We start from the raw sequence: 24,658 nt of genomic DNA, 5'->3' as shown, positions 1-24,658 counted from the left end.
AATAGCTACCTAACTGTAGTAAAAAGTTGACAGGAAGCAATTCGGTTGGTTCGACAGCTGAGATGAGGCGGTATGTAGAAAAAAAAATCGCCCCCGAGGAGCGATTCTATGATGAAATTGATTTAAAGTACCGGTTATCTTCTGCGTCCGCCGCCGTTTTCAGCGTCGTTCATACGAATTTTCCTGCCACGATAGTTTTTACCGTCCAGTGCTTTGATCATTTTATTACCGGCAGATGGTTCTATTTCAACCCAGCTGTTCATGTCCTTCATATCTATTTTCCCCAGTACATCTTTACTCAAACCACTCATATCTAAAATAAACTGTAGGAAGCTTGCTTTATAGAAACCATCTTTGGTACCCAGGTTTACAAATAGACGCTGGTAATTGCCATTGCTGCTCCTGGAGCTGCGACTCTCTCTTCCTCCCCTTTCGGCAGAGCGGCTTTCCCTGCTACCTTTACCCGAATCACGGATATTTAAATCCGCAGCGTTCTCGTAGTATTTTAAGAAGCGATCAAACTCTAATGCGGCTACCCGTTGCATGATCTCTTCTTTATCTACGTCTGCAAATTTTTCCTGCAGGATGGGGAGATACGTGGCATACTCACCATTGCTGATGTCAGCTTGTAACATCTTATCGATAAAATGAAAAAACTGTTTGCGGCAAACATCTTTACCACTCGGAATATCCATTTTATGAAACTTCGTATTCACCAGTTTTTCGATCTGGCGTAAACGGTATATTTCTCTTGGAGTCACTAATGAAACGGAAACCCCGCTTTTTCCGGCGCGACCTGTTCTTCCGCTTCGGTGCGTGTAAACTTCCGTATCATCCGGTAATTCATAATTGATAACGTGCGTAATTTCTTTTACATCTATTCCTCTTGCTGCCACATCTGTAGCAATTAACAGCTGGATTGACTTCTCACGAAAACGCCCCATCACTTTATCGCGCTGGGCCTGTGTTAAATCACCATGTAACGCTTCAATATCATAGCCTTCACGAATGAGGCTTTCGGTTACATTTTGTGCGTCGGCCTTGGTTCTGGTAAAAATAATACCGTAAAGACCGGGGTTAAAATCTATGATACGCTTTAAAGTCTCATAGCGGTTCACATGCTGGGTAGCATAGTACTGGTGATCAATATTGGCATTTCCTGAATTGACCTTACCTACGGTAATTTCATGGGGATTATCCATATATCGCTTGCTCACCTGCCTGATCGCAGGAGGCATTGTTGCACTAAACAGCCAGATACTTTCCCGGTTTATCGTTTCTTTAAGAATAAATTCAATATCATCCTTAAAGCCCATATTGAGCATTTCGTCGGCTTCATCTAATACTACATAGTGAATACCTTCTAAATTGATGGCTTTGCGTTCAATTAAATCAATCAAACGGCCAGGCGTAGCTACAATGATATTGGTTCCCCTTTTAATTTCCCTGATCTGATCGGATATAGAGGCGCCACCATACACTGCGGTTACTCCAATAGAACCTTTTTTTGCTTTGAAATTAGCCAGGTCTTTAGCAATCTGCAGGCACAACTCCCGTGTTGGGCAAATAACAAGGGCCTGCGGCGTACGCTGTTCCTTATTAATAAGTTGCAATAAGGGCAATCCAAACGCAGCGGTTTTACCGGTTCCGGTTTGTGCTAAACCTACAAAATCTTTGGTACCTTGTAATAAAACGGGAATGGCTTGTTCCTGAATGGGTGTGGGTGTTACGAAACCGATAGTTTCCAGAGATTGAAGCAGCCCAGCCTCAATCCCTAATGATTCAAATGTTGTCATAAAAAGAGTGCAAAGGTAACAAAAACAAATCATTTGGCAATTTCTGAAAATATATCGCTGGCATGAGTCGCAATTCAAACGGCTATTCCAGCTGTATTTACAGCATAACCAATAATGAGATGATTCAAATTTCAGGCCTGTTTTTGTAGAACGGCTTTAGGCTTCCCAGAGCTACCGATACCGTAACCCATTCGGGTATGTACATAAAAAAACCACTCCGCCGTAACGGAATGGCTCCTCTATATTGCTTGCCGAATAAAAATTACAGTTTAATTGCAGACGTATCGGTAGCGGCAGAAGTTGTATCCAGATTAACCATTGTATCTGTTGGATTAACCGGAGGATTACCCAAAGTCGGGTCTACTACTGTAGTATCGGAATTACCCTCGCCCTCACTGGCGTTATTACAGGCTACAAATCCTAAAGAACTGATTGCGAATAAAATAAATAACTTTTTCATAAAATTTAAGGTTTGCGGTTAAAATAGTTAATACGCAAAGGGGAAAAAGGTAACCCTTAAATAAAAAATTTTTTCTGACTGCAAAAGGGTTACTATTTTTAAAAATTCGTATTAAATTATCACAGGTTGAAAGATTCTACATTAGAACAGGAAATAAGTTTACTGAAAGGATTAGCTCGTAACGACAAAAAATCGGTCGAAATGATCTATGGCCAGAACTATAATCTGGTTCAGGCCCTGGTAGTCAATAACAACGGGACCATAGATGATGCCAAAGACATTTTTCAGGAGGCAATGATGGTTTTGTATGATAAAGCAAGGTCGGGCAGTTTTGAACTGAATTGCCAGATACGAACTTACTTATATTCAGTTGCCAGGAGGCTTTGGCTGAAAAAACTGAACCAGAGTAACAGGCATACGGCCGATTTTGATGATACTAACGAAACCCAGATAGCTGTGGATGGCGACGTAGTGGAGCATGAAAAAAAGGATGCAGAGTTTGAAATGATGCATACAGCTATCAGCACATTAGGAGAACCCTGCAAAAGCCTGCTGGAGGCGTTTTACTTTAAAAACAACAGCATGCAGGAAATAGCAGAAGTTTTTGGGTATACCAATGCAGAAAATGCCAAAACCCAGAAATACAAATGCCTGATGCGTTTAAAAAAAATATTCTTTTCTCAATATAAAAAAACCTGATTAAGTGATGAATGACCAGAATAACAATATGACCCTTTTAGATGCCGTTGAACGGTATATAATGGGTGATATGAACCCTGATGAGCGTCTTCATTTTGAAAACCTGCGGAAAGCAGATAGTGAAGTTGATCAGATGGTAGTAGAACATACTTTGTTTTTACAGAAAATGAACCGCTTCAACCAGTGGCAGAAATTCCAGCTATCGCTGAACGAAGTACACAATGATTTATCAGCCCTGGGTAAAATAGATGCTACCCTGCCTAAAGGCGGTAAAGTATTATACCTGTTCAATAAATATAAGAAAACGGCTGCTATTGCTGCCTCAATTGCTGGCATTACCGCCCTGATGGTAAACGGAATTGTTGGTTCTGTTACCCCTAAGGCGCCCAAAGATCAGCTGGAAATACTTAGAAAGAATATCAGTACCCTTGCGAAAAAATCGCAGCTGCAGGATAAAGAAATCAACACCCTTAAACAAGGGAACACGGCGGCCATTACTCCCGAAATACCTTATACCAACAGCGGTACCGGCTTTATCATCGATGGGAAAGGCTACCTCGTAACCAATTATCACGTAATAAAAGAAGCTCAGAATGTAGCGGTGCAAAACACCGCCGGCAAAGAATTCCTGGCAAAAGTGGTATATGCCAACCCGGCTACCGACATTGCCATTTTAAAGATAAACGATCCGAATTTTAAAACATTGCCGGGCACTCCTTACAGCTTCACTAAAAAAGCCACTGACCTCGCAGAACCGATATTCACCTTAGGTTATCCTAAAGATGAAGAGTTAGTTTACGGGCAGGGATACCTGAGCTCTAAAACAGGTTATAACGGCGATACACTCAGCTGCCAGATTGATGTAAAAGCAGAAAGAGGTAACAGCGGAAGCCCTGTATTAAACAGCAATGGAGAAGTTATCGGCATTTTAAATGCCAAGCAAAAAGATGCCGAAGGGGTAGCATTTGCTATTCAAACACGCAATATCTTTAACGCATTGACTGATGCCCGGAAGAAGGATAATATAGATTCTACTATCAAAAACATAAAGCTGAGTACTAAAAGCTCACTGAGCGGTATGAAGAGCCCGCAACAGGTAAAGAAAATAGAAGAATACATATATATGGTGAAAGTGAATTGAGGCGATTAAGCAAAGCCAAAACCGGATAGGCGCTACAAGTTTGTAGCGCTTTTTTTGTACTTCCGGAAAAGCGAAATGCATAAAAAAGCGCGTGGTTTAAACCACGCGCTGTATTGTATTATCAACATTTTTTTCGTTACGCACCCCAGAGGTTAGTGCTATAAGCACCTTGCTCAATCAGGTCGTTCAACTGCTTTTGAACCGCGGGGGCGTCTTCCTTATAAGTAACGCCAAACCATTGCGCCGATGTAGTTACTACTTTCACTTCTCCACCCTCTTTTATAAAATTGTCTACCACTGCAGGGATCAGGAACTCAGATTTTGGAACCGCAATACTTTCTTTAATGAAAGCTTTAAAATCTTTCTCATACAGATCATAAACCGAAGGATGGAAGCACCAGAAGTTCATGGATACCACGGTATCCTTTGATAACTCATCAGGCTGCAGGCCGTCATCTACCTTTACTTTATCGCCCTGCAAACCAATACCGATACGTTCTACTACACTCGCCAGGTTTCCTTTTTCATCTAAGCCGCAAACACCACGGTTCACTGTGCCATGCTCCGACAAGGTATTCATTAAAGGATAGCTGATCACAGCATATGTTTTTTCATTGCAATCGGTAGTTAAAAATTCGGCAGCTTTTTTAAAGGCGTCAAAACCATAAAAATCATCGGCGTTAATAACAGCGAATGGCGTACTTACTACTTTTTTAGTACATAATACGGCATGGCCGGTACCCCAGGGCTTTGTACGTTCAGCCGGAATTTCAGCCCCATCCAGGTACATATCGAGCTCCTGGAAAGCGAATTCGTATTCCACTTTACCATCGAGTTTTGAAGCAAACAGCTTACGGAAATTGTCTTCAAACTGCTCACGGATCAGGAAAACGATTTTTCCAAATCCTGCTTTTACTGCATCCGCTATAGAATAATCCATTATGGTTTCGCCACTCGGACCAAAAGCCTCCACCTGTTTCATACTTCCGTAACGAGAGGCCATTCCTGCGGCCAAAATCACTAATGTAGGTTTCATTCGTAAGTTTTTTTTATTTTCTTTTATCGTTTAGTGGTAGCAGACAATGCCTGCCGGTTTTATTTTGCAACCGAATTGGATCCGGCTATACTTTTGCTAAAAATGATTGGTCTCAAAAATAAGGTAATTTAACCAACAGGTATCATTGCAATGGATATTATTGACGAAGATTTAATTACAACAGATCCCGTACCCTTTTTATCTCAAAACGGGGTAAATGTACAGGTATTAAGACTGGATACTATACACCCTGTGATCAGCGGCAATAAATGGTTTAAGCTTAAATTTCACCTGCAACAAGCAATTGAAGGCAAATACAAAGCCGTGATCACCTATGGCGGGGCTTTTTCCAACCATATTGCAGCAACTGCCGCAGCCTGCGCAGCAAATGACATCCCCTGTATAGGTATTATCCGTGGCGAAGAACCCGGTTCCTACTCTCATACGCTTATAAATGCCCGGAAATATGGTATGCAGTTGCATTTCATATCCCGAACCGGTTATCAACACAAAACGCTTCCTCCTGCTTTTGAGGGCTATGATTACTACATTATCCCGGAAGGCGGTTATAGTGAAACCGGGGCCAGCGGAGCAGCTACCATTCCTTATAATAAATCAGCCTTTGATCATATCCTTTGCGCCGTAGGAACCGGCACCATGATGGCGGGCCTGATCAATAGCAAAGCAGCTCACGCCAGTGTGCTGGGCCTGAGCGCGCTTAAAAATCATTCCTTGCTGGAAAGCGAAGTGCGGGCACTCCTTGCGAATAAAGATCAACCTGTTCTCATTAATCATGCCTATCATTTTGGTGGCTATGCCAAACAAAAACCTTCATTGATACAATTTATGAATGAGTTGTTTTCGGCAACCGGTATCCCCACTGATTTTGTATATACGGGCAAATTATTTTACGGAGTATATGACCTGGTACAGCAAAACCATTTTCCGGCGGGCTCCAGGCTGTTGGTCGTGCATTCAGGAGGACTACAGGGCAATCTTTCTTTACGAAAAGGAACGTTAATTTTCTGATCTGTTATCCCTGCTCACTTATCTTTGTTAGTTAAGTAGTTAATGGCACTATCATGAAGAAGATTTTATTGTTTTTACTGTCCGGATCTATTATTGCAGGCATCAATGCACAGGAGCAACTCCCCGACTTTTCAGTTTATAAGGTAGGAAACAACAGAGTTGTGGTGGCCTGGACACATAACTACCAGGGCGTTAAACAAATAAGCATTCAAAGGTCTACCGACTCGCTCAACTACTTCAAAACCGTGGGAACCATGCCCGATCCCAGCCTGCAGCAAAACGGGTTTCCTGACGCTACCGCTCCCAGCGACAATATGTTTTACCGCATTTTTGTGATGTTCGAAGGAGGAAAATATATTTCAACTAAATCTAAACGGCCTGTAGTGGACTCCTCTGGCTTAGCCGATGCTTATAATAGCGGCAATAAATCAAATACGGAAGTTAATTTAAACCCCAACTTTATCCCCTCAGGTTTTGTACAGTCTGCTTATATTTTCGCTTCAACAGACAGGTACGTTCGTGTAGAATTACCACTGGATAAAAGGAAATATGATATAAAATTTTACGCAGAAAACGGCCAGCCACTATTTGAGCTGAATGATATCAAAGAAAAGAGATTCAAGCTCGACCGTTCTTATTTTTCAACCGCAGGATATATTAATTTCGAACTATACGCGGACGGCAGGTTATTAGAAAAGCATAAAGTTTTTCTGCCTAAGGATTTCTAAGGATTGGTTGACGGGCTGACCAGTTGACTAGCTGATTAGTTAACAAGGTCAACTAACGACCGCCCAACGCACTGTTTACCATCTCCACTTCAAAAACTTTTTCAAAATTCCGCTTTACTTTCTCTTTTACTTCATCCAGATCTACTTCACGGCCTAATTCTTTTTGCAGGGAGGTAACCTGCTTTCCCTGTATACCACACGGTACAATCATATTAAAATAGTTCAGGTCGGTATTTACGTTTAAAGCAAACCCGTGCATCGTGATCCACCGACTGGTTCGCACGCCAATGGCACAAATTTTACGCTCGTGCCCTTTTTTCTCCGGATCGAGCCATACACCGGTTTCCCCCTCTGAACGCGCTCCCTGTAAACCATACTCAGCCAGGGTTAAAATAATTACCTCTTCGATATTGCGCAGGTATTTACCAATATCGGTATAAAACTTTTCGAGATCAAAAATGGGATACCCCACTAATTGTCCCGGACCGTGAAAGGTAATATCTCCTCCCCTGTTGATTTTGAAGAAATCTATGCCCAGTTTAGCCAGGTGCTCCTCACTCATCAAAACATTGCCCATATCGCCACTTTTCCCTAATGTAAATACGGGCGGGTGCTCCACAAAAAGCAGTTCATGACCGGTTTGAGGCCTTTCTGCCAGCTGGTCGATCTCGCCACTATCCTGCAATTCGCGCAAACGTGTTTTAACAGACACATTTTCCTGCAATATATTTTCCTGGAAGTCCCAGGCATCTTTATAACGCATATTGCCTAAATCCCTGAACTGTACTTGTTGTTTCACCTTGCGTTCGATAGTTTGAAATATGAAAAAAGAGTAATCATTAACTAACTAATGTAACCTATAAGCAACAAAAATAAACACAATCGGTTCAAAACACATTCGTTTACCTTTGCACGCAATGAACGAGGAAGAAATATATACCGAGCAACAGGATGCGAGCGACGAACTCTATCAAAAATTCGTATTCAAAACCGACCCGGGGCAGGAAGCTTATCGTATCGATAAGTTTTTGATGAACCGTATAGAAGGAGCTACCCGTAATAAAATACAGCAGGCTATTCATAACAAAATGGTACTGGTAAACGGTAGCGAAGTAAAACCTAACTTTAAGGTGAAAGGTAACCAGGAAATTGTTGTTTTTACCGATACAGCGCCTGATGAAAATGAAATTGTTCCTGAAAATATACCGCTTAATATTTTCTACGAAGATGAGCATATTGTTATTGTGAATAAAGCAGCGGGCATGGTAGTACATCCCGGTAGCGGCAACCCTAACGTCACATTGTTAAACGCAATGGCCTGGCATCTTCAGCAGCAAAATGCAGCCATCAACGCCGAAACGCTCCCCCGCTTTGGCATGGTACACCGGATAGATAAGAATACCAGCGGGCTTTTAGTGTTAGCCAAAACCGAGCAGGCTATGCGTAACCTGGCCAAGCAGTTTTTTGATCATACTGTTGACCGGAAATATATGGCACTGGTTTGGGGTGATGTAGCGGAGGATGAAGGAACTATTGTGGCGCATGTAGGCCGCAACCTAAGATTCAGAAAGCTGTTTGAAGCCTATCCCGAAGGCGATCATGGGAAAGAGGCTATTACGCACTATAAAGTATTGGAAAGATTCGGATATGTAACGCTGGTGCAATGTATATTGGAAACCGGACGTACCCACCAGATTAGGGTACACATGAAACATATCGGACACCCGCTGTTTAACGATGATTTTTACGGAGGCGACAGAATTGTAAAAGGTACCGTTTACGCGAAATATAAGCAGTTTGTTGATAATTGCTTTGCTATCTGTCCCCGGCAGGCATTGCACGCTAAAACACTGGGTTTTACGCATCCAGCAACAGGTGAACCTATTTTCTTTGAATCAGATCTTGCAAAAGATATTGAAGAAGTGATTGAAAAATGGAGAAGATACACCACTGCCTACCGCCCCACAGAGTAAAATCCGCTAAGAAACGTTTGCCTGCTAAACAGGTATTAAGGTATTATGAAACTAAAAGTAATTATAACAGGAGCTACCGGAATGGTTGGAGAAGGCGTTTTGCAGCATTGTCTCAGTGACGACAGGATAGAGAGCGTTTTATCAATAAGCCGGAAGTCTGCGCATATAACCCATCCAAAACTCACAGAGATCTTACACAGCAATTTTGAAGACCTCACACCTGTTGAGCACCGTTTGCAGGGATACGATGCCTGTTTCTTTTGTCTTGGCGTATCTTCTGTAGGGGTAAGCGCTGAAGATTATTACCGTATGACCTATACTCTTACGCTGTATGTAGCAGCAGTACTTTGCGGGCAAAACCCGGGCATGACCTTCTGCTATGTGTCGGGTACTGGCACCGATAGTACAGAAAAAGGCAGGATAAGATGGGCACGTGTAAAAGGTAAAACAGAAAATGACTTGCTGAAACTTCCGTTAAAGGCGGTATATAATTTTCGGCCGGGTGGCATGGAGTCTTTTAAGGGCGCATTGAATGTACCGGCACTATATAAACCGGTTATACAAATACTGAAATGGATAGTACCCCGAAAACTGATCCATCTCTCTGAATTAGCAAAAGCCATGATACAGGTAAGTACACATGGCTTTCACAAAAATATTCTTGAAATCAGCGATATAAAAGCAGCAGCTAAAAGTTAGTTTTTTTGCTGCTCTTCAACCGTATTATCCATACGCTCTTCCTGCGCTTCTTCGATCAGTTTTTCTTTACTTTTCTTTCCCCCTTTTACCAGCTTCATAATAACAGGGAAAGTGGTAATCACAACAATGCCAATAATGATGATTTCCAAGTGGGCGGTAAGATCGAAATTATAATGACTCATCAACCATTTTTGCAGGAAGTGGCCGGCAAAAATCAAACTGAATACCCACAAGCAACAGCCCAAAACGTTGTAGAAAGTAAATTTAGCTCTTTCCATTTTCACAATACCTGCGATAATCGGGGCAAAAGTTCTGATAAAAGGTAGAAAACGTGCAACCACAATGGCGAATCCACCATTCTTTTCGTAAAAGTCGTGCGCCTGCTCCAGGTATCTTCTTTTGAAGAAAAAGTTTTCCTTCCAGCTATACATGGATGGCCCTACTTTCCTACCTGTCCAGTAGCCTACCATATTACCCAATATGCCTGCTAAAGCAATCAGGCCAAACAATACAAACAAATCTACCCACTCATTATGTATATGTCCCAAACCAATTACCTGCATAAACTGGTTGGCCAAACCGGGTACCAGCTCACCTGCTTTTTCCATCTTGTGGGCAAAAATGCCAGCTATAAATAATAAGGTATCACCGGGCAGAAAAAAACCTGCAAATAAACCTGTTTCCGCAAAAACAACAAACAATATTAACCACAACCCTCCATTTTCTATATACCAGGTTGGCTGCAATAAATCCGTCCACTGAAATGCCGTGCTCAATAACTCGATCATGATTTAATTTTATCGTTCGTTTTCGTTTATGTGCTTTAATATTTAGGCAGTTATGCTAAACCCGTCAAAGATAAGGCCTGGCATTTGCTAGCGATTCAACAAAAGTGCTAAAAAAAAGTTCACCCTGTAAATAAATATTTGCTAATCTTTAAAAGCCAGTGCTTTCGACTCGTCGAACTCTTTTTCCCATTTAGCTACCACCACCGAGGCCAGGCAGTTACCAATAACGTTTACAGAGGTTCGCCCCATGTCCATCAGTTCATCAATCCCCAAAATAGCAGCAATAATTACAATAGGTAAGCCAAATTGCTCAGCAGTGGCAATCAATATGATCAAAGACGCCCTGGGGATAGCTGCTACACCTTTACTGGTGATCATTAAAGTGAGAGCAATAAGCAATTGCTGGCCAAAAGACAGGTCCATACCTGCAGCCTGAGCCACAAAAATGGAAGCCAGCGATAAGTATAACGTGGTACCGTCCAGATTAAAGCTATACCCGGTTGGAACTACAAAGGACACGATCTTCCTTGGCACGCCGAATTGTTCCATATTTCTCATTACGGCGGGTAGAGCCGCATCGGAACTGGTAGTGGCAAAAGCAATCGATACCGGTTCGCGGATAGCCTGGATGAACTTCTTAATCGGAATTTTCAGGTACAACGCAACGGGTAACAATACCAATAATATAAACGCGATCAGGGCTGCGTAAAGCGTGATCAGCAGCATGAACAGGTATTTTAAAATATCTATGCCCATATGTCCCACAGTATAGGCCATGGCAGCGCCTACTCCAATCGGCGCAAAATACATAATCAGGTGCGTATATTTGAACATGGTTTCTGACAGGCTTTCCATAAAGTCTACTATCGGCTTTTTCTTTCCTTCGGGAAGCTTCGCCAGGCCAATTCCAAATATCACAGAGAATATCACGATCTGCAGCACCTGGTTTTCGTAAATAGATTTTACGATGTTTTCAGGAAAGATATCCCGGAAAAAGGAGGTTGTTTTATAGATCCACTGATCTCCTTCCGGAATATTTTTTAAAGCAGCGGCATCTGCCTCTTTTACCACCGATGTTTTAGGCAGATCATGATGCGGAATTTTTGATGCATCTACCCCCACCCCCGCTTTTGTAATGTTGATTGCAGCAAGGCCAATAAATAAAGCAATGGTAGTAGCGCTGTAGAAATACAACAGGGACTTCCAGGCCATGCGTCCTACCTGCTTCAGATCCGAATGCCCGGCAATGCCATATACCAGTGTTGCAAAAAGAATAGGACCAACAATAGTTTTAATTAATTTAATAAAGCCCTGGCTTAATGGCTGAAATGACAGCGCCACGCCGGGGAAGTCGCTTCCCAGTGTGGCACCAAACAAAATGCTGACCAGGATCCAGGTTGTAAGTGATTTTTTTACAACAGCAAAAAGGATAAGCACCATAATCAATATCCACCTCGAAGCAAAAAGCAGCTGAGTAGGTAAAGGACTGACTTCGAAGCTAAACAAATGTATTATAGCGACAAGCGTAAAAGCTATCAACGCAATTAATCCGGCTTTCTTTGTTTTCATCATATAGTAAGGCAGACTTAAAACTAAATTTATGATACCTAAAACATGGTAAAATAGAGAATAATATATGTAACTTCCAAAAGTTTTGTTAAGGCATATACGATTATTCCTTATTTTTCCTCTGTTAAAAACAATTGATCAAAAAATAATATACCACTCAAAGTAGACACGTATGGGATTATTTACAAAGAAACCTCTTAGTATTTTACTGGCGGAAGCATCCGACTCTGAGAAAGGCCTGAAGCGTACACTCACTGCCGGAGGGCTGGTTGCATTAGGTATTGGTGCCATTATAGGTGCCGGCCTTTTTGTACGTACTGCTGCTGCTGCTGCGCAAAATGCGGGACCATCCGTAACATTTGGTTTTATCCTGGCAGCAATTGGTTGCGCTTTTGCCGGTCTTTGTTATGCCGAACTATCGTCTTCAATCCCTATATCGGGTAGTGCCTATACTTTTACCTATGCTACCATGGGCGAAATGCTGGCCTGGGTAATCGGCTGGGACCTGGTACTGGAATATGCTGTGGGTGCTGCTACCGTAGGAATTGCCTGGAGTGAGTATTTGAATAATCTCCTGGTCAATATCCTGCATTGGAAACCGATAGCCTATGAATGGTGTCATTCCCCCTTCCAGGTATCGCCCGAAGGTGTACGGGGTATCATGAATATTCCTGCCTTATTTATAGTAACCCTGATGAGTATGTTACTTATTAAAGGCACTTCAGAATCTTCTTTTGTGAATGCCCTGATCGTTATTGTAAAAGTGACCATTGTTGTATTAATAATTGTATTGGGATGGAAGTTTATCAATCCTTCGAACCACACACCCTATATACCTCCGGCCGAAGAATATGTGGATCACCAGGGAGTAAGCCACAATTTTGGCGGAATCATGGGTATTTTGGGTGCGGCAGGAACGGTGTTCTTCGCATTTATTGGCTTTGATGCAGTGAGCACGGCAGCCCAGGAAACCAAAAATCCCAAAACAGCTTTACCCATCGGTATCTTAGGCTCTCTGGTTATTTGCACTGCTTTATATTTACTATTTGGGCATGTATTAACCGGACTGGCGCCGGTTTCTTTCTTTAGAGACCCCAGCCAGGGTGGAGAAGCCTCGGTAGTAGCAGCGATACAGAATTTTATGCCAGGCTATAAATGGTTGGCCGATGCGGTTACCATTGCTATCCTTGCGGGCTTTACTTCGGTTATATTAGTGATGCTGTTAGGTCAAAGCCGGGTATTTTATTCAATGAGTAAAGACGGGCTTTTACCTGCCTCATTCAGCAAATTACACCCGAAATTTCAAACGCCTTATAAAGGCAACCTCATTATTCTTTTATTAGTGGGGCTGTTTGCTGCGTTTGTACCGGGCGATGTGGTAGGGCACATGACCAGCATCGGAACTTTATTTGCGTTCATACTGGTTTGTGCTGCAGTGATTATTCTCAGGAAGAAAGAGCCCAATCTCAAACGCCAGTTTAAAACGCCTTTTGTTCCCCTGTTCCCGATCCTGGGCATTATTTCCTGCCTGGCCATGATCCTGGGTCTTGGATGGGAAAACTGGGCCCGCCTGGGCGGGTGGCTGGCCGTTGGTTTTATTATCTATTTTGGCTACAGCGTTAAAAATAGTAAACTGGCTAAGGGGCAGGTAGTCATTCCTGAAGATCCTCCCGGCGACGGACTGCACTAATTGAACAGTTGGATTTTCTATAACAGCCGCCTCCTTAAAAAAGAGGCGGTTTTTTATTAAGGCTTGCTTAGATTTGCAGCCTCAATTTATATTTTTTATGGGAAGGATATTTGAAGTTCGTAAGGCCTCGATGTTTGCCAGGTATGATAAAATGGCTAAGAACTTTACCCGTATAGGTAAAGAAATTATTATTGCTGTAAAAGCAGGTGGACCGGATCCCTCACAAAACGCAGCATTACGCCGTTGTTTTCAGAATGCCAGAAGCGTAGGTATGCCGAAAGATCGTGTGGAAGCGGCGATTAAACGTGCACAGGGCAAAGAACTGGTGAATTACGACGAAATTTTGTATGAAGGTTATGCACCACATGGCGTGGCGCTGCTGGTAGAAACCGCAACAGACAACCATGTACGTACAGTAGCCAATGTAAAATCTCATTTTAATAAAGGTGGCGGCGCCATGGGCAATAGCGGCAGTGTGGCTTTCCAGTTTAACAAAATGGGCGTTTTTAAATTGAATCCCGAAGGTTTGAATACCGACGACCTGGAATTGGAGCTCATCGATTTTGGCCTGGAAGAATTAGGAGAAAGTACTACCGATGACGGCAAAGAGATCATTGTTTTACGGGTAGCTTTCACCGATTTTGGTAATATGCAAAAAGCGCTGGAAGAAAAAAATATAACTCCTATCAGTGCTGAACTGGAATGGATCCCCAGCACTACGGTACCCGTTACAGACGAACAAGCTGAAGACATCAGTAAGCTGATCGAGCGTTTGGAACAGGATGAAGACGTTCAGAAAGTTTTCCATAATATGGGATAAAGAAGCTGACAGTCGATAGACTATGGGCCATCGGCTATGGTCTATCGACTAATTTGCTATATTTGTTTCAATGGATAATGATAAAGAAGTTGAAGCATTATTGACCCTGATTGAAGACCCTGATGCCGAAGTATTTGAAGCGGTAAGTAATCGTATTATCTCTTACGGCACCCCTATCATTGCCAACCTCGAAAACCTTTGGGAGAACACCATCGACAACCATGTGCAGGAGCGTATTGAACTGCTCATACACCGCCTTCATTTTATCGATCTTAAGAACGATTTTATAGCATGGAGTCATGCGCCTCATCACGATTTAATACCTGGCGCTTTACTGGTAGCAAAGCTACTTTACCCCGATCTGCATACCGGAAAAGTGATCCAGGATATCGAACGGCTGCGGCGTAATATCTGGATCGAATTAAACAACTACCTCACTCCTCTCGAACAGGTAAATGTTATTACCAGCATTTTATATAACTATTTCGGGTTGAAAGGATCGCTTGGAGAAGCGCGCCTGCCCAACGAGTTCCTCATCTCCAGCATTATCGAATCCAAAAAAGGAAACCAAACCGGTAACGGCGTTTTGTACCTCCTGCTTACCGAATTATTGGATGTCCCTATCCGTTTACTGCCTATCCCCAACCAGTTTGTACTGGCTTATTTCAAATCGAAAACCGAAAAGGATGCTGAAAAGCTCCATCTGAATATTGAGTTTTTTATTGATCCTACTTTGGGGCAGGTATTTACCCATAATGATCTGTACAACTACTTTAACAAGCTTTCCGCAGCCGTGATACCCGATTATTTCAGACCTCAAAGCAATAAACAGGTAATAGCAAAATTACTCGAAGACCTGGGCAAATGCTATGAAACGGATGACAAATACTATATGCTAAGAGAAATTGAAGAACTGATCACCATCCTGCGCGACTAAACGTCACACCGTCCCACCTCTTCAGGGAGTTGTTAAAAAAAATCAGAAAATTTTAAAGGGTTGTTAATTATACGAAAGAAATCGTAAATTGCTTAAAATTTTGGTGTATGGCAGACGTTAAAACATTGAAACCGACGGAAAGTGAACTGGAAATTTTGCAGGTACTTTGGCAAAAAGGAAAGGCAACCGTTAGGGAAGTGCATGAAGAACTGGTTACCGGAAAAGATACGGGTTACACCACTACCCTGAAGCTCATGCAAATTATGAACGACAAGGGGCTGGTGAACAGAGATGATTCAGCCAGAACTCATATTTATAGAGCAGCGACGGATAAGGAAAATACCCAAAAATTTTTGCTGAATAAGTTTATCGGCAATCTCTTTGGGGGGTCATCGACACAACTCGTCATGCAGGCTCTTGGCAGCCAACAGGTTACTGAAGAAGAATTAGATCAAATCCAATCTTTGATTGACAACTTAAAGAAAAAATAACCATGAACGAAAGCTTGCAATCGGTACTAACTGCTTTAGGTAATGCTGTTATCAACAGCATCTGGCAAACAGGCCTGATATGGCTGCTTGTTTTGGGCTATACCCGTTTTTACAAACACTTATCAGCAGGGCAACTAAGCAATATTAGCTTTGCAGGGCTTCTGACAGGTTTTACCGCTTTTATTGCAACTTTCTTTATTTCTTTATCCAATACTCATCCGGTATCAGGAGTCGTAAAGTGGATCGGCAGTATCCGGTCCTCCCAACCCCTTATAATGTATGCGGCCATTGCCTATGTAGTCCTTTTAGTATTACCCATCATCAAGCTGGTAATTGGGACGCAAAGTATTTACAGATTGCGCAGCCAGGGATTGGGAAAGGTGCCGGGACATTTAAAAATATTCCTGCTGGATGCTTCTCAATATTTAAATATTAAAAGAAAGGTAAAGATATTTACATCCTCTATTATCTCTTCTCCCTTAACAGTGGGTTTTCTCAGGCCCGTTATCTTATTGCCGGTAGCAATGATGAACCAGTTGAGTATTGAGCAAACTCAGGCTATCATTTTACATGAGCTGGCTCATATCAGGAGAAATGATTACCTGCAAAACCTGGTCACACAAATCATCCTGACTATTCTTTACTTTAATCCGTTTATCCGGTTATTGGCGAAGACGCAAAACCTGGAGCGCGAAAAATCGGCCGACAACTGGGTTATACAATTTGAATATGATAGTTGTATGTATGCCAAAACCCTCTTGCTGCTAGCCCGACAAAATACAGTAGCGACTAACAAATTAGCGGTTCCAATTTCAGGCAAACGATCGCTATTGCTGGAAAGAGTAGAGTTCCTTTTAGGTTCGCGCAAGAGAAGATATCCTTCGGTAAAAAGTCTTTCTTTTCTATGTACTTTAATGGCAACCATGCTGGTGTGCTCCCTGCTGCATAGTCCGGCGTCGAATCATAAAATTGATCCCCTAATTGCCTGGACGATGCCACCTGCAGTAAAGCCACAGTTTGCATCCTATACTGACCCCTTGCCTTCGACAAAGGAGGTAGTGAATATAGTTACTATTCCCGGGCCGGTGACTGAAGAAATCCAGGACGCTCCCGCCACCTGCAATAAAAGCAAAAACAAGCCTGATTGCGAAAAACAACTGGTAAAAACAGAAGCATGCGTTGATATTGAAAGTGCTCCGGCTACTTTTGTAAGTTACGTTGAAACGGTAATGCCGGTTTTGGCAGCGCAGGAGGAAAAAGAGATACAGGAAGCATTGAAAGCCACTCAAAAAATTGTGGTTGAATTGAGCTGGAATGCCATCGATAATTCACTCGCAGAAACGGTGACGCAGCAGGAAAAGCAAGTCCTCAAAGAAGCCTATAGACAAAAACTACAAACTGCCAATTGGGAAAAACAGGCGGATATTTTACGCCTGCGCTACAAGGACATCAACTGGGACAACGCTGTCAGAAAGCTAACGTCAGCTGTTGCCGACATGGCGGTTGACAGCATTTATAAAGAATATAAAAATGTAACCCAGTCATTATCTGATTATAAACAACAGCTGGAACAGGATTTCACATCTCCGAAAAAAGAAATCACAGCTGTTTCTGACCTGATTCAACAATACAAAGTGGTCATACAAAAAATTGATAGTGTAAGAAGCAAAAAAGTGGTTGAGCTATAGTACACAACAACCTTTTGGGGTTTGGTTTTAAAAAGCCTTATCGATTAGTATCGGTCCCGCAACATTTATTTCTGTTCTCATAGCTTAAATTTTTATTTTTGCCAAAGAGAAAGGAAAACTATGCGTATTACGGCAGAAAACAGATTCAAGAAATTAATTGTTATTGGCGATCGTATACTGATTAAACCTCAGAAGCCGGATGAGCGTACTGCCAGTGGCTTGTATTTACCGCCCGGTGTACAGGAAAAGGAAAAAGTACAACAGGGATATGTTATTAAAACCGGACCCGGTTATGCAATACCTGTAGCTGTTGATGATGAGCCCTGGAAAACCGAAGAAGACCAGGTAAAATATGTTCCCCTGCAGGCAAAAGAAGGTGATCTGGCTATTTTTTTATTAAGTGGCGCAACAGAGATCATGTACGAAAATGAAAAATATTTTATCGTACCACAAAGTGCCATACTTATGCTGGAACGGGAAGAAGATTTGTGATTACGCCCCCTCCACATTACTCTAAATAACCACAAAAGCATTACAAACCATCGATATGAAAGGATTCAACGCGAATATTGAGCAGCTCACTTTAGAAAATGAAAATTTCAGGAAAGTACTATATACATCCACACACATGCAGTTAGTGCTGATGAGCTTGTTACCGGGAGAAGAAATTGGTGAAGAAATTCATGAAGAGAACGACCAGTTCTTTCGCTTTGAACAAGGCAACGGCGAATGTTTTATCGATGGCAATAAATACCTGGTAGCAGATGGAGATGTTATTATCATTCCGTCAGGTGCAAAACACAACGTCATTAACACGGGAAGCAATGCTTTAAAAATGTACACTATCTATGCCCCTCCTCACCATAAAGACGGCATTGTGCGGGTCACTAAAAAAGAAGCAGAACAGAACGAGGAGGATTTTGACGGGCAAACTACAGAATAGGCAATATGGTAAGATTTGCGCTGCAATATGCTTTCAGTGTCCTTTTCTTTATAGGCGCTTCGGGTATTCCTGCAACAAAGGCACAACCGAATATTTTGCCGGTTGAACGCTCTCTAAGTAAACACAAAAAAGAGCTGCGGCGATTTCCTTACCTGGAAATGATTGAATTAAAAAGCTTGATCCCTTCCATTATCTACGATCTGAGGTATGCAAGCCCGAACAACTTCATGCAACGGCTCATGTATCCTGCAGGAACCAATTCAACATACCTTCGCCGACCTGCGGCAGATTCCTTACTAAAAGTTCAGCAAGAATTGAAGAGTCAGGGCCTGGGTATTAAAATCTTTGATGCCTATCGTCCCTATTCGGTCACCCAACATTTTTGGGAGCTGGTAAAAGATGAACGATATGTAGCTAACCCTGCAAAGGGAAGTAACCATAACCGTGGTACTGCTATCGACCTTACGATCATTGATATAAAGATCGGCGAAGAACTGGATATGGGCACTGGTTTTGATCATTTTTCTGACACGGCCCATCACAGTTTTAAGCAACTGCCCGAATCTGTACTTCAAAACCGTGAAAAGCTCAAAAACATCATGTTGAAATATGGATTTGCAGCGCTATCTACCGAATGGTGGCATTATACATATCAAAGTCCTATTCGATTTCCTGTTTTAGATATTAGCTTTAAAAAATTAAGAAGGCAGTAGACAGAGCCAACCTGTTTTTTCACCGGTAGCTACATGCCCAGGCTTCCAGAATATTTCAAAATATCAAGCAAGGTTCATCAACAGAACTTATTTGCGAACATAGAGCAAAGTTTTGGCTGAGTTTTGTGCAGAAAAGTAGCCCCGTTAACTGCCAGGATGCCTGCGGTATATAGTGGCCTGCAATACAAGCGCAAGCAGATATACTAATAACGCCCCGATCATATTCAGCCATAAAAAGCCCAGGCTTATTTTTCCATATTCGTTCAATATAAAAAGCAGTATGATCACTATTTCTGTAATGACTGCTGCAACGAAAACGGCATTACCTTTTACGTGCCTAGCATAAAAGGCCACCAGGAAAACACCCAAAATAGTTCCATAAAAAAGAGAACCCAGGATATTTACTACTTCTATCAGGCTGCTTGTCCAGTTAGAAACAAACATGGCTACTCCTATACAGAACAAGCTCCATACAATGGTATATATCTGCGAATAAGTATAATCGCCCAACCGGGCTTTGGTAAAATATTTCTTGTGGATATCTATAACAGTGCTGGAGGCCAGAGAATTGACGGCGGCGGCAATACTGCCCCAGCTGGCCAGGAAAATAACGGCGATGATCAGCCCTACTAATCCCTGTGGCAGGTAATCGATCACAAATTTTAAAAAGATATAATTGGTATCGTTGTCGCTCCCACCATTCTCTTTTACCAACTGTTTAATATCATTTCTCACCACCATCATACTATCCTGCAGGTGAGACATTTCATCAAAGTATGCATCATTACCACTATTTTGCCGGTACTGACCTAACAATACTGCTTTCTTTTCATCGATATGATGAAGGGTTTCCTGTAACCGGGCAAGCCGGTCTTTGTGGACTGAATTTTCCAGTCGATTCAGCTCATAATCATTAAAAAAAGCCGGCGCTTTATGAAACTGGTAAAAAGCAAATACCAGAACACCCAATAATAAAATACCAAACTGCATGGGCACTTTAACAATGCCATTCATCAGTAATCCGGTCCTGCTTTCCTTTAAATTTTTAGCAGTGAGGTAACGTCCTACCTGAGACTGATCAGTGCCAAAATAGGACAGCGCTAAAAAGAACCCCCCAATAATACCACTAAAAATATTGTACCGGTCGCCCCAATCAAAACTGCCCTTTTCAAAACCCGTGGTGATAATATTCAACTTACCCAATTTTCCTCCTATGGTAATAGCATCGGTAAAGCCCATCCCCGCCGGAAGCTTATGAACTATGTAATAGCCTGCAAGAAACAGAGCTAACATAATAATCAAAAACTGCAATTGTTGGGTATAGGCTACAGCCTTTGCGCCCCCGGTAACTGTATAAATAATCAACAACCCACCCATTACCAGGTTGGTCAAATAAATATTCCAGCCAAAGATCACCGATAAAATAAGGGAGGGAGCAAAGATGCTGATACCTGTTGACAATCCTCTTTGTAACAAAAAAAGCAGGGAAGTAAAGGTTCTTGTTTTGGCATCAAACCGGTTCTCCAGGTACTCATAGGCTGTATATACTTTCAGCCGGCTAAAAACCGGTGCAAAGGAGATACAGATAACTATAGCGGCAAGCGGCAATCCAAAATAGTATTGTACAAAACGCATCCCATCGGTATAGGCCTGGCCGGGGGCCGCCAAAAAAGTAACGGCACTGGCCTGCGTGCCCATAATACTTAAGAGAATAACATACCAGGGCATGCTGCGGTTTGAAAGGAAATAGCCTTCCAGATCCTTACTACCACGGCTTCTGAATACGCCATACAGGATAATCAGCAACAGTGTACAGGCAAGTACTATCCAGTCCAGTGTTGTCATGAATACTTTTTTGTTAAATAGTAGAAAAATATAATCAACAAAAAGAGTATCACAACAACTAAAATATACCAGGTGGACCAGAACTTAAACAAAGGTGGTTTTTTATCAAGTTCCTCCATAGTTCTTTATCGTTTCGTTCGCAATGAGTTCATAAAAACAATCCCCAGACCGATTACCAGGCCCAACATCAACCCCAACCTTACCTTTTTGATCAGTGTTCCAATCACCAGGCCAATCACTATGGCAATGATAAAAGCCATTTCGCCACGCCTGATATCTATAAAAGGTTTTTTCTTTTCCATTTCTTTTCTTTTTACCGCCGCAACATTATCATACCCTGGGTAATGTCACCGCTGCTCGGTTATTGTACAATGCTGACACAATACTCTATATCATTCCACCGCTTCGCGGTTGCCACCTATCAACTTATCAACAATCAACTACATCCTACTTCCCCAACGCAATCAAATTAGCCAGCAATCGCATTGCGCCTGGTACAGCAGCCGGCAGTTCTCTGAAGAAAACCAATCCAGTATAGGTAAAATAGCCTTTGCCATAAGTAGCGGTGATCAGGCTCCCATCATCGGGACGCTCACCCGGATCCGCCATCGATAACAACGGCTTAAAATGATTATCCCAACCACCGGCATGATAAATACTACGTTCCTGCACCCAATCTTCAAAATCCTTAGCCGTTATTTTATTAGGATAATTAAACAATTTATGAGACGGATCGATCATACTTACTTTTGCCTGCTCGTTAGTGATCCGGTTACGCGTAATATTAAAATCATAGGGCCCTATTTTTGATTTTACCGTACCCAGGTTATTGCTGGTATTGTACTGCACAATCAGGTTACCGCCTTCTTTTACATAATTCATCAACTCGTCATAGTACTCGTTCATCCACTCGTTAGTATTATAAGCCCTAACTCCTGTTAAGATAGCATCAAAGCTGCTAAGGTTGCTTACAGGCAGCGTTGTTTTATCTAATATAGTTACATCATACCCCATACGCTCCAGTATCACTGCAACTTTATCGCCTGCACCCGGTATATACCCTATTTTTTTCCCTACGGTTTTTAAATCGATATTTAGGGCGGTTATAAAGTCGGGGTAAAAATACCGTACTGCAGGAATATGATCGTAATCGATACTTCTCAACGCCAGATGATAACCAACAGTATCTTTACCCGTTTTCTTATTAGCATAGGGCGTTAGCGTATAGATTTCCTCAGGCTCATGTTTCTCTGTTACATCAAAATTATAAAAGGCGGTCTTTCCTTTGCCTAAAGACTGGACGCCATTCTGAACGCCCGAATAATCAATTCCAGTCAACCCGGCTGTAACATTACCACTGATATTGGCAAATGCATGTAACTGTGTTTGCACCCGTTGTTGTTTATGGTCGGACCTGAATACTACAAGATTAGGTGATGCAGTAATGGTAGCGGGGGGAATTACAATCAATGGCTGGTATACTTCTCCTTTTACAGGATCTGTATATTTATAGCGCACGGGCTGCTCAAATACAAAATCCTGCCCACTTATATTTATCATAAATTTAGCTGTGTATGCCGGCGCTACGTCGGGCACTCCGATCATTTGCTGGTCTGCAACATAAAAAAGCCCTTCTTCTTTTTTATCATTCAGCCAGTAGGGTTGCGTTATTTCCTTTTGCAGGGGCACATTTACTTTAGTATCGAAGCCTACATTCTTATTCTTTTCCAGTGTTTTATTAATATTGTTCGTAGCGCCTGCAACTGTAATGCTTTTAACGGTAGCGTTGGCGCCAAGCCGGTTGTTTAAAACAGTATTAATGGTAACCGATTCAGTTTGAACTGCAAATGCCTGGTTGCTATACGCATCTATAAACAAACCGCTGCACATCGCAATCAGTTGCTGCACCTCAGCCTTCTTCTTTTCAATCCAGTAACCGTTGCCCGACTGTGCGAGCAATTTATATAAAGTCACCAGGTTGGCAACTGATTTTTCAGGCGCTGTGATATCCAATTCAGATTGTATAGCGGCAATCATTTTTTCAATAGCCTGCCCGTTTTTACCAGTCCGGTTCCAGCTGATATCCACACCGTCAAAAAGATCGTTTTTAGGAGCTTCTCCTCCGGTAGTTTTAAAATACTCGTAGCTATCGCCTCTTGTAGACGCGGAGCCAAACCCCTGCGATTTGTGCTGGCTGCGGCTTTCAGCAGCTATCTCACCATAACTTTTACCAAGTAAGCTATTATAGCCGCCTACGTTAATATTAAACTGGGAGGGATCGGTGGTATTGTTACCACCAAAATTGAAGGTATTCCACAAGATTCTTTTAGCCTGCCAGGGTTTTACATGTTGTAGCTGCTCTTTAAACTGGTTGGGATCGGCAGCAGCAGTAAAAGCTTCGTTAGCCAGTATCGCACTGGCCGTATGATGACCATGTCCTCCCTCTCCTGTTACCGGGAACCGCGTAATGATCACATCCGGCTGAAACTTACGTATCATCCAAACCACATCACTCAACACTTTTTCACGATTCCATTTCTGAAAGGTTTCTTCCGGATTCTTGGAAAAACCAAAATCATAGGCTCTTGAAAAAAATTGCTCTCCCCCGTCAATTCGTCGGGCAGCCAGCAATTCCTGTGTGCGGATCAACCCCAGTTCGATGCCCTGTTCGTCCCCGATCAGGTTTTGCCCCCCATCACCGCGTGTCAGGGAAAGATAGCCTGTTCTATATAAGCGGTCATTGGCCAGGTAGGTGATCAGGCGTGTGTTTTCATCATCAGGATGCGCTGCCACATATAAAACAGAGCCCAATACCTTTAATTTCTGAATACGCTGTACAATCTGTGAGGCTGTACTATGCTGGGCCATCGCACCCATGCCTAAAAACAAGAGAATACAACTGACAATCCGATTCTTCATCCTACGAAAATAGCGGAAAAGGCCGAACGGGAAAAGCCTGTATTATATACGATTAGCTAAACTCAGGCTGCAGCACCAATTCTGCCACATTAGCCACAACAGTTATCCGGTGCATCGGATTTTCATATAAAAAACCCTTATGCAGCATGGTTTCTATATGAGTCAGCAAATGATCATAAAATCCGTTGAGGTTGATTATGTAAATATTTTTATCGTGAATAGAAAGGTTGTTCCAGGTTATCATTTCAAACAACTCATCTAAGGTTCCGTAACCGCCAGGCAAAATGATAGCGGCATCACACAGTTCATACATTTTTCTTTTACGAACATGCATATCTCCCACTACCAGCAATTCGGTAATGGTTTTATGCGAGCGCTCTCTGGCATCCAGTATTTCGGGGATCACACCTACCACCGAGCCGCCATTTTTCATTACCGCATTGGCTACAGCACCCATCAGGCCTACGTTACCGCCGCCATACACCAGCCTGATACTCCTGGAGGCCATCCAGGTCCCCAGGCTTTGAGCTTCTGTCGTAAAAAATTCATCGTTTCCATCTTTGGAGCCGCAAAAAACGGCCAGCGATCTGATCAACATATCATTAAGTTTTCTTTTAAAGGGATACTAATTTATTTAAAGCCGCCTATGCAGCAACGATAATACAAATCACAAAATAAATTTCCATATCTTCAA

General features: G+C 42.3%; 24 protein-coding genes. 14 read left to right on the top strand and 10 right to left on the bottom strand.

All coding sequences use genetic code 11. The annotated features are described in order from the left end of the window. Positions 1 to 134: 134 nt before the first annotated feature. Positions 135 to 1,796 carry a DEAD/DEAH box helicase gene (locus U0035_RS20955; RefSeq protein ID WP_114790885.1) on the bottom strand — a complete coding sequence of 554 codons (1,662 nt, stop codon included), beginning with the start codon at positions 1,794 to 1,796 and terminating at the stop codon, positions 135 to 137. A 262-nt stretch (positions 1,797 to 2,058) separates the two neighbouring features. Continuing rightward, the gene (locus tag U0035_RS20950) at positions 2,059 to 2,256 is read right to left on the bottom strand and encodes a hypothetical protein (protein WP_114790884.1); all 198 of its coding nucleotides are present in this window, start codon (positions 2,254 to 2,256) and stop codon (positions 2,059 to 2,061) included. A 126-nt stretch (positions 2,257 to 2,382) separates the two neighbouring features. Here U0035_RS20950 and U0035_RS20945 point away from each other — a divergent pair, with 126 nt between their 5' ends. Together U0035_RS20945 and U0035_RS20940 are read left to right on the top strand one after the other, a co-directional pair. Continuing rightward, complete coding sequence (locus tag U0035_RS20945) at positions 2,383 to 2,955, top strand: RNA polymerase sigma factor (protein ID WP_114790883.1); 573 nt, start codon at positions 2,383 to 2,385, stop codon at positions 2,953 to 2,955. 7 nt (positions 2,956 to 2,962) lie between these two features. Further along, positions 2,963 to 4,096: a S1C family serine protease gene (locus tag U0035_RS20940; protein WP_114790882.1), complete on the top strand. Its 1,134-nt coding sequence runs from the start codon at positions 2,963 to 2,965 to the stop codon at positions 4,094 to 4,096. A gap of 136 nt (positions 4,097 to 4,232) precedes the next feature. On the opposite strand, the gene U0035_RS20935 is transcribed toward U0035_RS20940, so the two are convergent. Continuing rightward, positions 4,233 to 5,132: a nucleotidyltransferase family protein gene (locus U0035_RS20935; protein ID WP_114790881.1), complete on the bottom strand. Its 900-nt coding sequence runs from the start codon at positions 5,130 to 5,132 to the stop codon at positions 4,233 to 4,235. 150 nt (positions 5,133 to 5,282) lie between these two features. Between U0035_RS20935 and U0035_RS20930 the strand changes: the two genes are divergently transcribed. Together U0035_RS20930 and U0035_RS20925 are read left to right on the top strand one after the other, a co-directional pair. Then, positions 5,283 to 6,161 carry a 1-aminocyclopropane-1-carboxylate deaminase/D-cysteine desulfhydrase gene (locus tag U0035_RS20930; RefSeq protein ID WP_114790880.1) on the top strand — a complete coding sequence of 293 codons (879 nt, stop codon included), beginning with the start codon at positions 5,283 to 5,285 and terminating at the stop codon, positions 6,159 to 6,161. 53 nt (positions 6,162 to 6,214) lie between these two features. Beyond that, positions 6,215 to 6,889, top strand: a complete 675-nt coding sequence (locus U0035_RS20925) for a hypothetical protein (RefSeq protein ID WP_114790879.1) — start codon at positions 6,215 to 6,217, stop codon at positions 6,887 to 6,889. A 52-nt stretch (positions 6,890 to 6,941) separates the two neighbouring features. Here U0035_RS20925 and lipB read toward each other — a convergent pair whose 3' ends face one another. Further along, positions 6,942 to 7,688 (bottom strand): lipoyl(octanoyl) transferase LipB, encoded by a 747-nt coding sequence (gene lipB / locus U0035_RS20920; RefSeq protein WP_114790878.1) that lies wholly within the window; start codon positions 7,686 to 7,688, stop codon positions 6,942 to 6,944. 118 nt (positions 7,689 to 7,806) lie between these two features. On the opposite strand from lipB, the gene U0035_RS20915 reads away from it, so the two are divergent. Then, on the top strand, positions 7,807 to 8,862 hold the full coding sequence (locus tag U0035_RS20915; protein WP_114790877.1) for an RluA family pseudouridine synthase: 1,056 nt from the start codon (positions 7,807 to 7,809) through the stop codon (positions 8,860 to 8,862). Between the two features lie 45 nt (positions 8,863 to 8,907). After that, positions 8,908 to 9,561 carry an NAD-dependent epimerase/dehydratase family protein gene (locus U0035_RS20910; protein ID WP_114790876.1) on the top strand — a complete coding sequence of 218 codons (654 nt, stop codon included), beginning with the start codon at positions 8,908 to 8,910 and terminating at the stop codon, positions 9,559 to 9,561. Here U0035_RS20910 and U0035_RS20905 read toward each other — a convergent pair. Next, positions 9,558 to 10,349, bottom strand: a complete 792-nt coding sequence (locus U0035_RS20905) for a DedA family protein (RefSeq protein ID WP_114790875.1) — start codon at positions 10,347 to 10,349, stop codon at positions 9,558 to 9,560. The genes U0035_RS20910 and U0035_RS20905 overlap by 4 nt on opposite strands. Positions 10,350 to 10,490: 141 nt before the next feature. After that, positions 10,491 to 11,921 (bottom strand): dicarboxylate/amino acid:cation symporter, encoded by a 1,431-nt coding sequence (locus U0035_RS20900; RefSeq protein WP_245957714.1) that lies wholly within the window; start codon positions 11,919 to 11,921, stop codon positions 10,491 to 10,493. A gap of 169 nt (positions 11,922 to 12,090) precedes the next feature. On the opposite strand from U0035_RS20900, the gene U0035_RS20895 reads away from it, so the two are divergent. The 8 genes from U0035_RS20895 to U0035_RS20860 all read left to right on the top strand — a co-directional run bounded on the left by U0035_RS20895 (position 12,091) and on the right by U0035_RS20860 (position 19,200). Beyond that, the gene (locus tag U0035_RS20895; protein WP_114790874.1) at positions 12,091 to 13,608 is read left to right on the top strand and encodes an amino acid permease; all 1,518 of its coding nucleotides are present in this window, start codon (positions 12,091 to 12,093) and stop codon (positions 13,606 to 13,608) included. A 97-nt stretch (positions 13,609 to 13,705) separates the two neighbouring features. Next, entirely contained in the window at positions 13,706 to 14,428 is a 723-nt protein-coding gene (locus U0035_RS20890) for a YebC/PmpR family DNA-binding transcriptional regulator (protein WP_114790983.1), read from the top strand. Between the two features lie 70 nt (positions 14,429 to 14,498). Further along, a complete protein-coding gene (locus U0035_RS20885) occupies positions 14,499 to 15,365 on the top strand; it encodes a transglutaminase family protein (RefSeq protein ID WP_114790873.1) in 867 nt (288 codons plus the stop codon). A 107-nt stretch (positions 15,366 to 15,472) separates the two neighbouring features. After that, positions 15,473 to 15,856, top strand: coding sequence for a BlaI/MecI/CopY family transcriptional regulator (locus tag U0035_RS20880; protein ID WP_114790872.1), 384 nt, complete (start codon positions 15,473 to 15,475; stop codon positions 15,854 to 15,856). Between the two features lie 2 nt (positions 15,857 to 15,858). Continuing rightward, the gene (locus U0035_RS20875; RefSeq protein WP_114790871.1) at positions 15,859 to 17,544 is read left to right on the top strand and encodes a M56 family metallopeptidase; all 1,686 of its coding nucleotides are present in this window, start codon (positions 15,859 to 15,861) and stop codon (positions 17,542 to 17,544) included. A 120-nt stretch (positions 17,545 to 17,664) separates the two neighbouring features. Continuing rightward, positions 17,665 to 18,036, top strand: a complete 372-nt coding sequence (locus U0035_RS20870; RefSeq protein WP_114790870.1) for a co-chaperone GroES — start codon at positions 17,665 to 17,667, stop codon at positions 18,034 to 18,036. A 55-nt stretch (positions 18,037 to 18,091) separates the two neighbouring features. Then, entirely contained in the window at positions 18,092 to 18,487 is a 396-nt protein-coding gene (locus tag U0035_RS20865; RefSeq protein ID WP_114790869.1) for a cupin domain-containing protein, read from the top strand. 5 nt (positions 18,488 to 18,492) lie between these two features. Next, the gene (locus U0035_RS20860) at positions 18,493 to 19,200 is read left to right on the top strand and encodes a M15 family metallopeptidase (protein WP_114790868.1); all 708 of its coding nucleotides are present in this window, start codon (positions 18,493 to 18,495) and stop codon (positions 19,198 to 19,200) included. A gap of 144 nt (positions 19,201 to 19,344) precedes the next feature. Here the strand turns inward: U0035_RS20860 and U0035_RS20855 are convergent, their stop codons facing one another. The 4 genes from U0035_RS20855 to U0035_RS20840 all read right to left on the bottom strand — a co-directional run bounded on the left by U0035_RS20855 (position 19,345) and on the right by U0035_RS20840 (position 24,562). Continuing rightward, positions 19,345 to 21,045: a sodium:solute symporter family protein gene (locus U0035_RS20855; protein WP_114790867.1), complete on the bottom strand. Its 1,701-nt coding sequence runs from the start codon at positions 21,043 to 21,045 to the stop codon at positions 19,345 to 19,347. A 125-nt stretch (positions 21,046 to 21,170) separates the two neighbouring features. Further along, entirely contained in the window at positions 21,171 to 21,347 is a 177-nt protein-coding gene (locus tag U0035_RS20850; protein WP_170138304.1) for a hypothetical protein, read from the bottom strand. Positions 21,348 to 21,492: 145 nt separating this feature from the next. Continuing rightward, positions 21,493 to 23,964: a PIG-L family deacetylase gene (locus U0035_RS20845; protein WP_114790866.1), complete on the bottom strand. Its 2,472-nt coding sequence runs from the start codon at positions 23,962 to 23,964 to the stop codon at positions 21,493 to 21,495. Positions 23,965 to 24,016: 52 nt separating this feature from the next. After that, positions 24,017 to 24,562, bottom strand: a complete 546-nt coding sequence (locus U0035_RS20840; protein ID WP_114790865.1) for an LOG family protein — start codon at positions 24,560 to 24,562, stop codon at positions 24,017 to 24,019. Positions 24,563 to 24,658 lie beyond the last annotated feature (96 nt).

It is taken from the genome of Niabella yanshanensis (assembly GCF_034424215.1).
GTDB classification, from domain to species: domain Bacteria; phylum Bacteroidota; class Bacteroidia; order Chitinophagales; family Chitinophagaceae; genus Niabella; species Niabella yanshanensis.
This window is presented reverse-complemented; position numbering and strand designations above follow the sequence as displayed.

What these genes read in the sequence shown, in the direction of transcription:
- U0035_RS20955 (WP_114790885.1), bottom strand. Translation starts at nt 1,796, where the DNA reads ATGACAACATTTGAATCATTAGGGATTGAGGCTGGGCTGCTTCAATCT.
- U0035_RS20950 (WP_114790884.1), bottom strand. Translation starts at nt 2,256, where the DNA reads ATGAAAAAGTTATTTATTTTATTCGCAATCAGTTCTTTAGGATTTGTA.
- U0035_RS20940 (WP_114790882.1), top strand. Translation starts at nt 2,963, where the DNA reads ATGAATGACCAGAATAACAATATGACCCTTTTAGATGCCGTTGAACGG.
- U0035_RS20935 (WP_114790881.1), bottom strand. Translation starts at nt 5,132, where the DNA reads ATGAAACCTACATTAGTGATTTTGGCCGCAGGAATGGCCTCTCGTTAC.
- U0035_RS20930 (WP_114790880.1), top strand. Translation starts at nt 5,283, where the DNA reads ATGGATATTATTGACGAAGATTTAATTACAACAGATCCCGTACCCTTT.
- U0035_RS20925 (WP_114790879.1), top strand. Translation starts at nt 6,215, where the DNA reads ATGAAGAAGATTTTATTGTTTTTACTGTCCGGATCTATTATTGCAGGC.
- U0035_RS20915 (WP_114790877.1), top strand. Translation starts at nt 7,807, where the DNA reads ATGAACGAGGAAGAAATATATACCGAGCAACAGGATGCGAGCGACGAA.
- U0035_RS20910 (WP_114790876.1), top strand. Translation starts at nt 8,908, where the DNA reads ATGAAACTAAAAGTAATTATAACAGGAGCTACCGGAATGGTTGGAGAA.
- U0035_RS20905 (WP_114790875.1), bottom strand. Translation starts at nt 10,349, where the DNA reads ATGATCGAGTTATTGAGCACGGCATTTCAGTGGACGGATTTATTGCAG.
- U0035_RS20900 (WP_245957714.1), bottom strand. Translation starts at nt 11,921, where the DNA reads ATGATGAAAACAAAGAAAGCCGGATTAATTGCGTTGATAGCTTTTACG.
- U0035_RS20895 (WP_114790874.1), top strand. Translation starts at nt 12,091, where the DNA reads ATGGGATTATTTACAAAGAAACCTCTTAGTATTTTACTGGCGGAAGCA.
- U0035_RS20890 (WP_114790983.1), top strand. Translation starts at nt 13,706, where the DNA reads ATGGGAAGGATATTTGAAGTTCGTAAGGCCTCGATGTTTGCCAGGTAT.
- U0035_RS20885 (WP_114790873.1), top strand. Translation starts at nt 14,499, where the DNA reads ATGGATAATGATAAAGAAGTTGAAGCATTATTGACCCTGATTGAAGAC.
- U0035_RS20880 (WP_114790872.1), top strand. Translation starts at nt 15,473, where the DNA reads ATGGCAGACGTTAAAACATTGAAACCGACGGAAAGTGAACTGGAAATT.
- U0035_RS20875 (WP_114790871.1), top strand. Translation starts at nt 15,859, where the DNA reads ATGAACGAAAGCTTGCAATCGGTACTAACTGCTTTAGGTAATGCTGTT.
- U0035_RS20870 (WP_114790870.1), top strand. Translation starts at nt 17,665, where the DNA reads ATGCGTATTACGGCAGAAAACAGATTCAAGAAATTAATTGTTATTGGC.
- U0035_RS20865 (WP_114790869.1), top strand. Translation starts at nt 18,092, where the DNA reads ATGAAAGGATTCAACGCGAATATTGAGCAGCTCACTTTAGAAAATGAA.
- U0035_RS20860 (WP_114790868.1), top strand. Translation starts at nt 18,493, where the DNA reads ATGGTAAGATTTGCGCTGCAATATGCTTTCAGTGTCCTTTTCTTTATA.
- U0035_RS20855 (WP_114790867.1), bottom strand. Translation starts at nt 21,045, where the DNA reads ATGACAACACTGGACTGGATAGTACTTGCCTGTACACTGTTGCTGATT.
- U0035_RS20850 (WP_170138304.1), bottom strand. Translation starts at nt 21,347, where the DNA reads ATGGAAAAGAAAAAACCTTTTATAGATATCAGGCGTGGCGAAATGGCT.
- U0035_RS20845 (WP_114790866.1), bottom strand. Translation starts at nt 23,964, where the DNA reads ATGAAGAATCGGATTGTCAGTTGTATTCTCTTGTTTTTAGGCATGGGT.
- U0035_RS20840 (WP_114790865.1), bottom strand. Translation starts at nt 24,562, where the DNA reads ATGTTGATCAGATCGCTGGCCGTTTTTTGCGGCTCCAAAGATGGAAAC.